Raw genomic sequence first — 13238 nt, 5'->3', positions numbered from 1 at the left:
AGGTTCTGCGAAATACCCGCCGCCTTCGGCTGGTTGGGAACCCCGGCGGCATCCGGGGAGGTGCCGCCGTCCGCCGCGGCCGGCTCCGCCGACGTACTGGGGTCGTCGTCACCGTGCCCGTGGTTCTCGATGGTCGACCTGTCGGCACCGTCCTTGATCTGCTCCTCGGACGGAGCGGAGGCGGTCGGCGCCGGGGCGGCCTCCTGCTTCGGGGTGTCGCCCGGCTCGGCGGCCCCGCCGCCGCCGGCCTCCTCCCCGCCCGGCTGGTTCCCGCCAGGCTGGTTCCCGCCGCCGAAGGCGACGTCCGAGCAGGAGTAGAAAGCCTCCGGGCTGTCCGACCGCTGCCACACCGCGTAGAGCAGCTGTTTGCCGGAGCGCTCGGGGAGAGTGCCGCCGAACGTGTAGAAGCCGCCCGACGCCGCCGGGTCTGTGGACGTCGCCACCGGGTTCGCCAGGTCCAGGTCGTTCCAGGCGAGCGGCTGCGACGGGTCGTAGCCGGGCTTGGTGATGTACACCTTGAAGGTCCCCTTGTGCGGGGCCGTCACGCGGTACTTGAAGGTGTACGAGCCGCTGTTCACCGCGGTCGCCGGCCAGTCGGCGCGGGCCAGGTCGAGGCCCTTGAACCCCTCGTTGCCCGCGCTGCACAGCCTGCCGTCGGGGATGAGCTCCTGGTGGCGTCCGCCCGCGTCGCCGATGCGGACGCCGTTCCAGTCGTAGAGCGCCTGGGTGCCGCCGGCCGCGACCGCCGCCTTGCACGCCGCCGACCGGGGGCTCTCGGGGCCTTCGGCGTAGCACTGCGCGACCCGGCTGACGGGATCGCCCATCGAACCGTGCGCGGACGCCGGCGCGGCGGAGAGCCCGGTCAGGGCGAGCGGAACGAGACCGACGGCGGCGACAGCGGCCTTGCGGCGTGCGGACATGGGGCAGCAACTCCTCGGAACGGCGATCTCTGGATCCTGGGGACGGATCCCGTGGGGGTGGCTCAGAAGCTAGCCCCGAAGAACCGTGAAATCGCCTGCCGAAGGCCCCGGAGAGGGATCCTTATGGCCGCGTTAAGGGAGTGCTCAGGCTGGGATCAGGTAGGCGCCGTGCGGGGCGGGGTGGTGCGTCACGCGCACGGGGGCGGGGCGGGTGCCCGCGGAAGCGTCGCGAGCGCGCTCAGCCGTCCGGCCACCAGGTGCGGGCGATGTCCTTGCGGACCTCGGGGCGCCCCGAGGGGCGCTCGTCGGTCTCCTCGCGGACCCGGCGGGTGTCCGTCTTCCCCGGGGGCTTCTGCACGGTGACACGGCGCATGGCTGCCTCCTCCAGGATCCGCCGGTGTTCCGCGTTCGCACGGGGGCGGACCTTTCGGGGGAGAGTTCCTCATCGGTCCCGATCTGTCTGTGGCGGCCGTCACGAATCGATTGTCAGTGGCAGGTGTCACTCTGGGGTCATGACCACGCATGGCGGTGACGGGACGGGCACGGACGGTGCCGACTGGGACGCGCGGGCCGCCTCCTTCGACGAGGAGCCGTACCACGGACTGCGCGATCCGGAGGTGCGCGCGGCCTGGGCCGGGCGGCTGCGGTCCTGGCTGCCCGGACGGGCCTGCGACGTCCTCGACCTCGGCTGCGGCACCGGCAGCCTGTCGCTCCTCGCGGCCGAGCAGGGACACCGGATCACCGGGGTCGACCGCTCCCCGGCCATGGTGGCGCTCGCCCGGGAGAAGCTCGCCGGGCGTGACGCGGTGTTCCTGACCGGTGACGCGTCGGCTCCACCGGTCGGCGGGGAGCGCTACGACACCGTCCTCGTCCGGCATGTGCTGTGGACCCTGCCCGAGCCGGAGCGCGCCCTGCGGCACTGGCGGGACCTGCTGCGTCCGGGCGGGAGGCTGGTGCTGGTCGAGGGGGTGTGGAGGGCGGTGAGCCCGGCCGGCATACCGGCGGACCGGCTCACCGCCCTCCTCGCCCCGGCCGGCGGACAGGTGCGTGTGGAGCACCTGTCCGGGGACGCGGCGCTGTGGGGCCGGGAGGTGGACGACGAGCGTTACGCGGTGATCGCGGTTCCCGGATGAGCCGGACCCTCACGCGAGCAGTGCGCCCAACCCGCCCTCGCGGGCCCGGGCGTCCAGTTCGTCGAGGGCGGCCACCGCGGCGGCCGCCGCCTCCGGATCCGTGGTGAGCAGACCGCTCGCCGCGAACTCGTCCTCGTCCAGCCGCCGTACGTCCGTGCCGTCCGCGGAGACCCACAGGTCCAGGTCGAGATCCTCCACGACCAGCCGGCCGGCCGAGAGCTCCGCGGGCCGGGTGATGTCGCAGTAGTGCCCCTTGAGGGCGCCCGCGGCGGTGCGGACCTCCTTCACGGAGTACCACCGGTCGCGCCAGTAGTGCTCCGTGAAGACGTCGCCGGGCTCGAAGCGGACGAAGCCGAAGTCGCGCACACCGGCCCCCGCCCAGGGGGCGCACACGCTGACACGGGTGCCGTCGTCGGTGAGCAGTTCGGCGGGGTAGCGGATCTTCATCCGTCCCGCCTTGACGAGGACGACCTCCACCCGGGCCGGCCCGTCAGCCGAGTGCGCGGACATACCGCACCTCCGTCCCGCAGATCTCGTAGCCGAACCACGTGTTGATCGCGATCATCGGCTCGTTCCCGGTGTCGTTGCCCGTGAACGCCTCCGTGTACCCGGCCGCGCGGGCCCGATGCAGGGAGTCGTTCTTGGCGAGCTTGGCCAGGCCCCGGCCGCGGTGGGCGCGGGCGGTGCCGGTCATGCCCGTGGCGTACCGGGTGCCGCCGTCCGCGCGGGCCGCGGAGAAGGCGGCGGGACGGCCGTCGACCAGGGCCACGGTGGTCAGCTCGGCGCTGAACAGCGGGTGCCGCCAGGTCTCCGCCAGCCAGGCCTCGTAGTCGGTGAACTCGGTGTCCACGTCGCTCGGCTCGTCCGCGGTCGTCTCCGCGTCCAGTTCGAACAGGGGGCGTGGATCGGCGGCGAAGTCCGAGGCCGGGCGGAGTTCCACACCCGGCGGCGGGTCCTGGAGCGGGGGCAGGGTGGCGTTCGCCAGGTCCAGGCGGAGGAAGTGGGCGGAACGGCTCGCCCGGTAGCCGTGCCGTCCGGCGAAGGCGCGGTTGCCCGGCTCGTCCAGCACCCAGGACAGCAGCCGGGTCGCGCCGTGCGCGGCCAGGTGCTCCTCGGCGGCGCGCACCAGCAGTGTCCCGGCGCCCCGGCGCGTGTGCTCCGGGTGGACGTACACGTTGAGGTTGCCCTGGCCCGGCTCGGCGCTCTCGTGCGTCAGGTGCACCTGAGCCGTTCCGGTCACCTCGCCGTCCGCCACGGCCACGAGGGGCCGGTAGTGGGCGTCGGGATGCAGCTGGGTCAGGTCGTGGGCCAGGGAATCCGGGGTGACGAGGAGGAACGGCAGCGCGGCACGCCGGACGCGGGCGAAGCCCTCGAGGTCGGCGCGAGCGTCGGGGCGGAGATCGCGGACGGTCACTGTCATGGAGGCGCACGCTACGGGGGACGTGGCCGGGGACGCCTCCCATTTTCCGGCGGGTGCGGGACAATCGGGCCGTGACCTTGAAGATCCATATCGATGACGACGCACCGCCGTACGAGCAGGTGCGGGCGCAGATCTCCGAGCAGGCCCGGTCGGGGGCGCTGCCGGTGGGGTACCGGCTGCCGACGGTGCGGGGGCTGGCCGGGACGCTCGGCCTCGCGGCGAACACGGTGGCCAAGGCGTACCGGGCGCTGGAGGCGGACGGGGTGATCGAGACGCGGGGACGCAACGGGACGTTCGTCGCCGCGGCGGGGGCTGGGGCGGAGCGGGAGCTGGCGTCCGCGGGGCAGGCGTATGCCGCGAGGGCGCGGCGGCTGGGGTGTTCGGAGGAGGAAGCGCTGGCCGCTGTGCGGGACGCACTGCGTGCGGCCTATGGGTGATCGCCGTCGGGGCGGGCGCTTTCTTCCGGGTGCGGGTGGGTTGTGGCTGGTCGCGCAGTTCCCCGCGCCCCTGAGGGGGTTGGGGTGAGCGTTGGCTGTGCGGTCGCCGCCGCCGGTGTCCCGGTGGCCCTGCGTCCGGGTGGCCTTGGTGTCCCGGTGTCCCGCCACCCCGGCGTCGCCTGTGGGGTGCGGGCGGGGCGGGCGCTTTCTTCCGGGTGCGGGTGGGTTGTGGCTGGTCGCGCAGTTCCCCGCGCCCCTGAGGGGGTTGGGGTGAGCGTTGGCTCCGGCGCTCCGGCATCCCGCTAGCCCGCGGCCCGGCATCTCGCTAGCCCGCAGCTCCGCACCCCGGTGTCTCGCCATCCGCGCCGTCCCGCGCCTCGGTGTCCCGCATCCCGGTGTCCCGCTACCCCGCGTCCTCGCGGCCCGGCGTCACGCAGCTCCGCACCCCGCAGCCCCGCGGCCCGGCGTCTCGCACCCCCGCAGCTCCGCATCCCGCTGTCCCGCGGCCCGGTGTCCCGCATCCCGCCGCCCGGTGTTCCGCCACCCGTCACCCGCCCCGCGTCCCGGCATCTCGGCGTGCCGGCGCTCCGCGGGCCGGTGTTGCGGGGTTTGGGGTTTTTGTGGGGGCGTTGGTGGGGTGGTTACAGGTAGAGGCCTGCTGTTGTGTTGCTGCGGGGTTCTGGGAGGGTGGTGGGGGACGTGCCGCGGCGTAGTGCGTACAGCTCGGCCAGGGTGGAGCCCTCGCGGCCGACGCCCTCCTCGGTGCCCAGCCAGTTGACCGCCTCCGCGTGGGTCAGTTGTCCCACCTCGATCCGGGCCAGGCAGCGGCCGGGGCGGACCACGGCCGGGTGCAGGCGTTCCAGGTCCTCGTTGGTGGTGACCCCGACCAGGACGTTGCGGCCCTGGCCGAGCAGACCGTCCGTCAGGTTCAGCAGCCGGGACAGCGCCTGCCCGGCGGTGTGCTTGGCCTCGCCGCGGATCAGTTCGTCGCAGTCCTCGAGGAGCAGCAGCCGCCAGCGGCCCTTGCCCGCCGCGTCCTCCTCACCGATCGCGATGTCCATCAGATAGCCGACGTCGGAGAAGAGCCGCTCCGGGTCCAGGACGCAGTCCACCTGGCACCAGTCCCGCCACGACCGGGCCAGCGTGCGCAGTGCGGAGGTCTTGCCGGTGCCCGGCGGGCCGTGCAGCAGGAGCAGCCGGCCCGAGATGTCCTCGGGGGTGGTCTTCATCAGGCGGTCCATCGCGTCCGCGACCGGCGCCGTGTAGTTGGTCCGGATCTCCTCCCAGGTGCCCGCCGAGATCTGCCGGGTGGTGCGGTGCGGGCCGCGCCTGGGGGAGACGTACCAGAACCCCATGGCGACGTTCTCCGGCTGCGGTTCGGGCTCGTCCGCCGCGCCGTCGGTGGCCTCGTCCAGGATCTTCGCGGCGAGGTCGGCGCTGGTCGCGGTGACCGTGACGTCGGCGCCCCGGTTCCAGCGGGAGACCAGCAGCGTCCAGCCGTCGCCCTCGGCGAGGGTGGCGCTGCGGTCGTCGTCCTTGGCCAGCCGCAGCACCCGCGCGCTCGCGGGCAGCAGGGTCGCGCCGGAGCGCACGCGGTCGATGTTGACGGCGTGCGAGTACGGCTGCTCGCCCGTCGCGAAACGGCCGAGGAACAGCGCGTCGACGACATCGGACGGGGAGTCGCTGTCGTCGACGTTGAGCCGGATCGGCAGTGCGTCGTGCGGGTGAGCGGACATGCCGCCATGATCGGTCACCGGGGCGCCGCGTGCACCCGATTTCCGGGGTGCCCGCGGATTGTCACCGTACGGGTCCGCGTGTTCGATCCGGCGGGCGGCGGATCAGCCGCCCCGCCTGCCGGGTGCGGCGCACCATGGCGTACCCCTTGGTCAGGGCGCGGTCCCGGGCGAAGGAACGGGTGACGGCCCGGCCCTCCACCAGCCGTTCGAACTCGGCCACGGACGTGGACCTGCGCACCGTCACGCGCCGCAGGGCGTACGGTCCCTGGGCGCGGCGGGCGAGGCCGTTGCCGACGGCGAGGGCCTGGGCGTACCCCGTCTCCCGCACCGCCTCGCGCACCCGGCGGCTGGAGTAGCCGTAGGGGTACGCGAACGAGGCGGGTACGGAGCCCAGCTGGTCCGAGACGATCTCCTTGCACAGGATCAGTTCGGACCGCAGCCGGTCCCCGTCGAGCCGGTCGAGCTGCGGATGGCTGTGGCTGTGCCCGCCGATCTCCACGCCCCGGGCGGCCAGCTCGCGTACCTGGTCCCAGTCGAGCATGGTGTCCGGGCCGCCGCCGGTGTCGTACGGACCGCGCAGCCAGCCGGTGGAGACGAACAGCGTGGCCGGGAAGCCGTGGCCGGCCAGGACGGGCAGGGCGTGGCGGTGCACGCCCTCGTAGCCGTCGTCGAAGGTGACCAGGACCGGGTGCGCGGGCAGCGGGCGGTCCGCGCGCCAGCGGGCGGCCAGTCCGGCGGTGGTGACGGGGGTGAGGCCCCGTTCGGCGAGCACCGCCATCTGTTCGGCGAACGCCTCCGGGGACACGGACAGCGCGCGGGTCGCGTCGCCCGGCCGGGCCGAGACCGCGTGGTACATCAGGATCGGCACGCGTACGTCAGTCACCGGCGCCGTCCTTCCCGACGGCCCCCGCGGAGAAGGTGGCCCCTCCCCGCCGGGCCCGCACGCTTCCCACCAGATAGCCGCCGGCCGCCGCGAGCACCCCGGCGACGATCGCCCCCGCGCGGCCCGCACCGCCCGGGCGGGCGAGCACGGCGTCGCGCAGCCCCCGCACCACCCCGGCCGGCAGCACGCGTGTGGTGTACCGGCGTTCGGACTCCAGCCCCTTCCGCGCGCCGACGCTGCGGGCCACCAGCGCCTTGGACAGGCCCTCGGCGTAGGTCCGGGTACGGAAGTAGCGGAAGTGCTCGCGGGCCTCCGGCACCCGGTGGTGGATCACCGCGCGGTCGTCGATCAGCAGCACCGCGTCGGGGCGGGCGCGGCCGAGGCGGATGCACAGCTCCGTCTCCTCACCGCCCAGCGGGCGCTTGTTCCCGTCGCGTCCGATGCCGGTGGCGAAGCCGCCCGCCGCGTCGAAGGCCTCGCGCCGGAAGGAGGCGTTGCCGCCGAGCACGTTGCGCACCCGCACCCGCCCGCGCGGCAGACCCCGGTAGGTGCAGCCCACCACCCAGTCGAACTCCTCGGGGAACCAGCCGGGCCGCCGGCCCGACGCCCACACCGGCTCGGTGCGCCCGCCGACCGCCATCACGCGCGGATCGGCGTACCCCTCGGCGAGGTGCCTCAGCCAGTCGCGTTCGGCCACGGCGTCGTCGTCGAGGAAGGCGACGATCCCGCCGCGCGAGGCGGCGATTCCGGTGTTGCGGCCGGCGGACAGGCCGCGGGGGCCCGCGTTGGCGAGCACCCGCACCTCCCCGGTCCCCTTGTGGTCCTCGTACTCCTTGTCCAGGCGGTCCAGCAGTGCCTGATGGTGGTCGACGACCAGCAGCGTCTCCAGGGCCGGCCGTGACTGCGCCCGCACGGAGGCGACGGCCGCGAGCACGTCCTCCCAGCGGTCCTCCGTGTAGGCGCAGATCACGACCGAGACGCCCGGGATTCCGGGATCGCTCAAGACACCGTCCCCCGGCCCGTGTCCAGCAGCGGGGAGTGGCGCGGGCGGCGGCGCAGCGCCCGCCGGTTGGAGCGCTCCCCGAGGATCACTCTCAGCACCCGGAAGCCGTCGCGTACGGCGCGCAGGTTGCTGGTGCCGTGGATCCGCAGGTATTCCTGACTGGGGATCTCCTGCACCCTCAGGCCCGCCTTGACCACCCGGATGTTCATCAGGGTCTCGATCTCGAAGCCGGTGCAGTCGAGGTCGATCTTGTCCAGGCAGTGCCGCCAGAAGGCGTTGTAGCCGTAGCAGAGGTCGGTGTACCGCGCGCCGAACTTGCGGTTGACCACGGCGCACAGCACCCGGTTGCCGAGTTTGCGGATGAAGGTCATGTCGTCGGTGCCGCCGCCGTTGGCGAAGCGGGACCCCTTGGCGAAGTCCGCGCCGGAGACCAGCGCGGAGACGTAGCTGACGATCTCGTTGCCGTCCGCCGAGCCGTCCGCGTCGACCATCACGATGATGTCGCCGGTGCAGGCGTCGAACCCGGAGCGCAGTGCGTCCCCCTTTCCCTTGCCTCTCTGCCCGACGACCTTCAGGCCGGACCACAGTGCGCGGGCCACCTCGACGGTGTCGTCGGTGGAGTTGCCGTCGACCAGGACCACTTCGTGGATCCAGTCGGGAAGCGTCTTGAAGACGTACGGCAGGTTCTCCGCCTCGTTCATGGCCGGTATCACCACGCTCACCGGTGGCGCGATGGCCAGGTGCGAGGAGACGGGCCGGTACTTCCGGGCGGCCGGCGGATCCTGATCAGCGGCCGCGGGCCGCAGTACGGAGCTCATGAATCTGGTCCCTCTCGTCCGGCGGACCGCCCGCCCCTCGGGCGGCCCGGCTGTTCGTCCGGTTCGAAAGGGGGGTTGTTCTCCCCCCACGGCACGCCGGATGGAGCAGACGCGCACGACGGGTGAGTTGGTGAAGCTGACCGGCCGCCACAACGGCGGCCGCTCGCGCGGCACGGCCCGGTCACCGTTGCGGTCACCGGGCACGGCACCCCCCTACCGCGCCCCGCACCGGTTCGTCGCGGTCCTGAGCCCTCCCCTGAAGCCGCGTACCGACGGACCGATGCGAGTGAGATGTATGACGGTATTGACGATTGAACCCGTATGGCAAGACCTGGAACGCACCTCACCTTTTGGCCGGTTTGGCCGTTACGGGCGCCTCCTGCTCGAACCTATGTGCCTGCATGGCCGACTTTGCCGCTGAAGCGTCGGATGCCGGAATTCAATGTGGCCCACCCGGTAAGGGGCGTCAAGGGGTGAAAGTCCCTGCGGCCGGATTTCGTCCAAGACTGAACGGTAACAATTTTGGCATGGACACTTCCAATCAACACGCGTAGTTGGTACCACGGTTGTGGCAGAGATCCTGCTAAAGGGAGGTTCCATGAGACGTTCCCGACTTCTTCTCTTCCTCGGCACGCTCCTTCTCGCCGTCACCACCGCCCTCACCGGGGCCACGACGGCTCAGGCGTCCCAACAGGCCGCGGCCGACGGCTATGTGGCGCTCGGCGACTCCTACTCCTCGGGTGTCGGAGCCGGCAGCTACATCTCCTCCAGCGGCGACTGCAAGCGCAGCACGAAGGCCTATCCCTACCTCTGGGCAGCCGCCAACTCACCCTCGTCCTTCGGCTTCACCGCCTGCTCGGGCGCCCGAACGGGTGATGTTCTCTCCGGGCAGCTCGGCCCGCTCTCCAGCACCACCGGCCTGGTCTCGATCAGCATCGGCGGCAACGACGCCGGTTTCGCCGACGTCATGACGACCTGTGTGCTCCAGTCCGAGAGCTCCTGCCTCAACCGGATCGCCACCGCGCGGGCGTTCGTCGGCTCGACGCTGCCCGGCAGGCTCGACGGCGTCTACTCGGCGATCCGCGACCGGGCGCCGAACGCCGAGGTCGTGGTGCTCGGCTACCCCCGCTTCTACAAGCTCGGCACCACCTGCATCGGCCTCTCCGAGACCAAGCGGAAGGCGATCAACGACGCCGCCGACCTCCTCGACACCACCATCGCCCAGCGCGCCCAGGCGTACGGCTTCACCTTCGGTGACGTACGCACCACCTTCGCCGGTCACGAGATCTGCTCCGGCAGCTCCTGGCTGCACAGCGTGGACTGGCTCAACATCGGCAACTCGTACCACCCGAAGGCGGCCGGCCAGTCGGGCGGCTACCTGCCGGCGCTGAACGCGGCGGCCTGATCCGTCAGTACCCCTCGTCCTCCGAACCGGAGGGAGGGCCGGGGGCCCCGTCCGGCGGGGTCCCCGGCCCACACGTCACCGAGAACGGCACCGTCTCCGAGGTGGTGTGCACCGGCTCCCGGACCTCGACACCGATCGCGCTCCGGTGCGTCCCGCTCTCCGAGTGCGCCGTCACGGTCACCGTGTCCTGCTCCGACCGTCCGCCCCCCTCGGGGAACGACAGCTTCCGCCAGCCCGGGTCGGCCACCGAGCCGTCCTCGGCCACCCAGCGGTAGGACACCTCGGCCGGCAACCGCCCGACCGTGAACGTCGCTGTGAACGCGGGCGCCTGCTCACCCGGCGGCGGACAGCTCCCGGAGTACTCCGTGTGCGCGCCGGTCACCGTCACCGAGACGGTCTGCGGCGGCGCAGTGCTCTCCTCGCCGTCCTCGTCACTCCCGGTGGGCGGCGGATCCTCCGTACCCGGCGTCCCGTCGTCGGACGCGTCCCCGTCCCCACCACCGGTCCGCGCGGGCGAACTCGCGCCCTCACCGGTGTTCTTGCCCTCCGGCCCGCCGTCCCCGCGGTCCAGCAGGGCATACGTCAGCCCGGCCAGCGCCAGGGCCAGGACGACCACACCCACGACCAGCACGACGGCACCGCGCCGCTCGCGCCCCGGCCGGGTGACCGCCGTGGCCGGCGCTCCCGTGACCGGCGGGGGCGGGGGAGCGGGCGACGGCGTCGTCTCCGGGAACGGCAGCGGAAGCACGGCCACCGTGGGGGCGTACGGTCCCGACCGTGCCGTGCCCCCGCGCGGGGCGCCGCCCGCGGCGACGATCCGCAGCTCCTCCTGCACCCGCTCCGCCGACAGCCGCTCGGCCGGTTCCTTGCGCAACAGCCCTTCGATGACGGGGGCGAGAGGGCCGGCCCGCCGCGGTGGCGGCAGCTCCTCGTCGACGATCGAGCGCAGCGTGCTCAGCGGGGTGTCGTGCCGGAACGGCGAGGCGCCCTCCACCGCGGCGTACAGCAGCACGCCGAGCGACCAGAGATCCGACTCGGGTCCCGGCGTACGCCCCAGCGCACGCTCCGGGGCGAGGAACTCGGGCGAACCGACGACCTCCCCGGTCATGGTGAGCGCGGAGCCGCCCTCGACCATGGCGATCCCGAAGTCGGTGAGCACGACCCGTCCGTCGTTCGAGATCAGGACGTTCCCGGGCTTCACGTCCCGGTGCAGCACCCCGGCCCCGTGCGCGGCCCGCAGCGCGGCGAGCACCTCCGCACCGATGTGCGCCGCCCGCGGCGGCGCCAACGGGCCCTCCGCGTCCAGCACTTCGGCGAGCGAGAGGCCGCGGACCAGTTCCATGACGATCCACGGGCGCCCGTCCTCGGTCGCCACGTCGTACACGGTCACGACGTTGCGGTCGGTGATCCGGGCCGCCGCCCACGCCTCACGCTCCAGGCGGGCGTACATCCGCTCGACATCCGGCGCCGGCAGTCCGGCCGGGGCGCGCACCTCCTTGACGGCGACCTCGCGGTGCAGCACCTCGTCGCGGGCCCGCCACACCGTTCCCATCCCGCCCTCGTCGAGCGGCGACAGCAGCCGGTAGCGGTCGGCGATCACCCGCTCGCCGGCCGGTTCTCGGGACACGGCGGCTCCCCTTCGCAGCCGGGCGAATTCTCCCTTTCCCTGTGAAAGTAGCTCAGCCGAGTGCGGATGCGGCCCCCCTGAACACCAATCCGGCTCCCAGGACCACGACGACGAAGGCCGACCCGAGGGGCGCACTCCGGCGCACCAGCGTCGCCCAGGGGGCCGCCGTCCAGCGCGGGCGCCGGGCAAGCAGACGGGTCATGCCGCTGCCCGCCTTGACGACGGCGTACCCGGCCGCGGTGAGGGTGAGGGCCAGCCCGACGCCGTACGCGACGACGAGCAGCAGCCCGAACCAGGCCTGGCCGAGCGCTGCGGCGCCGACCAGCACCACGACGGCGGACGGGCTGGGCACCAGTCCGCCGGCGAAGCCGAGCAGGATCGTGCCGCGCAGGGTGGGCGCGGTGGAGTGGGTGTGGGTGCGGCCGCCGTGGGTGTGCTCGAAGTGGGGGTGGGTGTGGGGGCGTTCGTGTCCGGACGGGTGATCGTGATCACGATCGCGGTCTTGCCCGTGCCCGTGCCCGTGCCCGTGCCCGTGCCCGTGTTCGTGCCCGTGTTCGTGTTCGTGAGGATGGTGACCGTGGTTCCGGGCGCGCAGGGCCCGGCGTACGAGGCTCGCGCCGGCCAGGGTGACCACGATGCCGCTCGCGATGCCCAGCCAGGCGATCACCGAGGGCGCGGCGGCCGAACCGGCCGTGACCAGCAGGCCCAGGGCGACCACACCCAGGGTGTGGGTGATCGTCACCGAGGCGGCCATCGGCAGGACGTCCCGGAGCCGGGCCCTGCCCCCGCGCGCCGCCGCCGTCGCGGCCATCAGGGTCTTGCCGTGACCCGGGGCGAGCGCGTGCATCGCGCCGAGCACGACGGCGATCAGCAGGGCGAGCGCGGCGAAGCCGACGGTGAGGTCGCGCCGGGCGACGAGTTCGTCGAGTGCGCGGGTCCAGCGGTCGGCGCCGCGCGGCAGTACGGCGGAGGCGGGCGCGTCGGCCTCCTCCCCGGCCAGGGCCGGGCCGCCGGGGCGGACACGCAGGGTCGCGGTCCCGGTGTCGGCCGGGGACGCGAGCAGTTTCTCCGGATACCGGGTCAGTTCGCCGGACAGCGAGGCCGTGGGCACGTCCGAGGCGGTGAGCGTCGTGCGGTCCCCCCGTGCGGTGATCTCCCGCCAGCCCGGCCCGGATGCCGCGCCCGCTCCCCGGAAGCGGAGTTCCAGGCTGTCCCGTTCCGGGAGCGGAGCGGTCAGTCCGCACTCCAACCGCAGGGTGTCGAGCCCTGCCTGACCGGGCCGCACACGCGCGCGTGCGTCGTGTACGGCCAGCGTGACCGCACGGCCGTCGACCCGCACCTCGCTGTCCCGCGCGGCGGCGGCACAGCGTTCCCGGGCCCAGGCGTCCCGGCCCAGCCGCTCGATGTCCGGGCCGGCCTGCGTGGCCGGGATCTCGGCGAGGTCCTCGACATGGTGGACGCGGAGTTCACCGGGGGCGGTGACCAGCCCGTCGTAGCGGTTGACGGTGAAGTTGCCGAGCGGGTGCGCGCCCGCCGTGCCGGCCGGGACCAGCGTGAGGGCGCAGGCGGCGGTGAGGACGGCGGCTCCGGCGGCCAGGGAACGGCGGGGGATCAACGTGCCGCCTCCAGGTCCTTGAGCGCCGCCCGTGCCGCGCGGGCGCCCGGCGGCGAGAAGCCGGGGTTCAGTTCCAGTGCCGCACTGAGGGAGCCGCGGGCGGCGCGGTCGTGCCCGGCGGCCTTCTCGATCATGCCCCGGTGGTAGAGGAAGACGGCGTTGCGGTAGCCGGTGGCCGTGGCACGGCGGGCGTACCGAAGGGCCTCCTCGTCGCGGCCGTTGACGTGCAGCGCCCAGGCGA

The 13238-nt window shown here is 73.4% G+C and carries 12 protein-coding genes and 2 pseudogenes; 3 read left to right on the top strand and 11 right to left on the bottom strand.

What is annotated here, in order from left to right:
• Together B9S61_RS37620 and B9S61_RS43090 are read right to left on the bottom strand one after the other, a co-directional pair.
• Positions 1-920 (bottom strand): annotated as a pseudogene (locus B9S61_RS37620) (lytic polysaccharide monooxygenase); the annotation flags it as partial.
• Positions 921-1158: 238 nt separating this feature from the next.
• Positions 1159-1293 (bottom strand): hypothetical protein, encoded by a 135-nt coding sequence (locus B9S61_RS43090; protein WP_103546176.1) that lies wholly within the window; start codon positions 1291-1293, stop codon positions 1159-1161.
• A gap of 139 nt (positions 1294-1432) precedes the next feature.
• Between B9S61_RS43090 and B9S61_RS37610 the strand changes: the two genes are divergently transcribed.
• Positions 1433-2053, top strand: a complete 621-nt coding sequence (locus B9S61_RS37610; protein WP_103546175.1) for a bifunctional 2-polyprenyl-6-hydroxyphenol methylase/3-demethylubiquinol 3-O-methyltransferase UbiG — start codon at positions 1433-1435, stop codon at positions 2051-2053.
• Between the two features lie 9 nt (positions 2054-2062).
• Here the strand turns inward: B9S61_RS37610 and B9S61_RS37605 are convergent, their stop codons facing one another.
• Both B9S61_RS37605 and B9S61_RS37600 read right to left on the bottom strand, forming a co-directional pair.
• Positions 2063-2563 carry a DUF402 domain-containing protein gene (locus B9S61_RS37605; protein WP_103546174.1) on the bottom strand — a complete coding sequence of 167 codons (501 nt, stop codon included), beginning with the start codon at positions 2561-2563 and terminating at the stop codon, positions 2063-2065.
• On the bottom strand, positions 2544-3473 hold the full coding sequence (locus tag B9S61_RS37600) for a GNAT family N-acetyltransferase (protein ID WP_103546173.1): 930 nt from the start codon (positions 3471-3473) through the stop codon (positions 2544-2546). Before B9S61_RS37600 ends, B9S61_RS37605 begins: the two co-directional genes overlap by 20 nt.
• Before the next feature lie 71 nt (positions 3474-3544).
• Here B9S61_RS37600 and B9S61_RS37595 point away from each other — a divergent pair, with 71 nt between their 5' ends.
• Positions 3545-3910, top strand: coding sequence for a GntR family transcriptional regulator (locus tag B9S61_RS37595; RefSeq protein WP_103546172.1), 366 nt, complete (start codon positions 3545-3547; stop codon positions 3908-3910).
• 641 nt (positions 3911-4551) lie between these two features.
• On the opposite strand, the gene B9S61_RS37590 is transcribed toward B9S61_RS37595, so the two are convergent.
• The 4 genes from B9S61_RS37590 to B9S61_RS37575 form a co-directional block, all read right to left on the bottom strand.
• On the bottom strand, positions 4552-5646 hold the full coding sequence (locus B9S61_RS37590; RefSeq protein WP_103546171.1) for a DUF5925 domain-containing protein: 1095 nt from the start codon (positions 5644-5646) through the stop codon (positions 4552-4554).
• Between the two features lie 61 nt (positions 5647-5707).
• On the bottom strand, positions 5708-6529 hold the full coding sequence (locus B9S61_RS37585) for a polysaccharide deacetylase family protein (RefSeq protein ID WP_374936277.1): 822 nt from the start codon (positions 6527-6529) through the stop codon (positions 5708-5710).
• Positions 6522-7532, bottom strand: a complete 1011-nt coding sequence (locus B9S61_RS37580; protein ID WP_103546170.1) for a glycosyltransferase family 2 protein — start codon at positions 7530-7532, stop codon at positions 6522-6524. The genes B9S61_RS37585 and B9S61_RS37580 overlap by 8 nt, the downstream gene beginning before the upstream one ends.
• Entirely contained in the window at positions 7529-8350 is an 822-nt protein-coding gene (locus B9S61_RS37575) for a glycosyltransferase family 2 protein (protein ID WP_103546169.1), read from the bottom strand. The genes B9S61_RS37580 and B9S61_RS37575 overlap by 4 nt, the downstream gene beginning before the upstream one ends.
• A gap of 598 nt (positions 8351-8948) precedes the next feature.
• Here B9S61_RS37575 and B9S61_RS37570 point away from each other — a divergent pair.
• Positions 8949-9755, top strand: a complete 807-nt coding sequence (locus tag B9S61_RS37570) for an SGNH/GDSL hydrolase family protein (RefSeq protein WP_103546168.1) — start codon at positions 8949-8951, stop codon at positions 9753-9755.
• A gap of 4 nt (positions 9756-9759) precedes the next feature.
• Here the strand turns inward: B9S61_RS37570 and B9S61_RS37565 are convergent, their stop codons facing one another.
• The 3 genes and pseudogenes from B9S61_RS37565 to B9S61_RS37555 form a co-directional block, all read right to left on the bottom strand.
• On the bottom strand, positions 9760-11355 hold the full coding sequence (locus B9S61_RS37565; protein ID WP_103546180.1) for a serine/threonine-protein kinase: 1596 nt from the start codon (positions 11353-11355) through the stop codon (positions 9760-9762).
• A 79-nt stretch (positions 11356-11434) separates the two neighbouring features.
• On the bottom strand, positions 11435-12997 hold the full coding sequence (locus tag B9S61_RS37560; protein ID WP_103546167.1) for a sulfite exporter TauE/SafE family protein: 1563 nt from the start codon (positions 12995-12997) through the stop codon (positions 11435-11437).
• A pseudogene (locus tag B9S61_RS37555) lies at positions 12994-13238 on the bottom strand (hypothetical protein); the annotation flags it as partial. The pseudogene B9S61_RS37555 and the gene B9S61_RS37560, both read right to left, overlap by 4 nt.

Origin of the sequence: Streptomyces sp. SM1, assembly GCF_002910825.1 — a bacterium.
In the GTDB taxonomy this organism is placed as follows: Bacteria; Actinomycetota; Actinomycetes; order Streptomycetales; family Streptomycetaceae; genus Streptomyces; species Streptomyces okerensis.
Note: the sequence above shows the minus strand (reverse complement) of the source record. Positions and strands in the feature narration are given on the sequence as shown.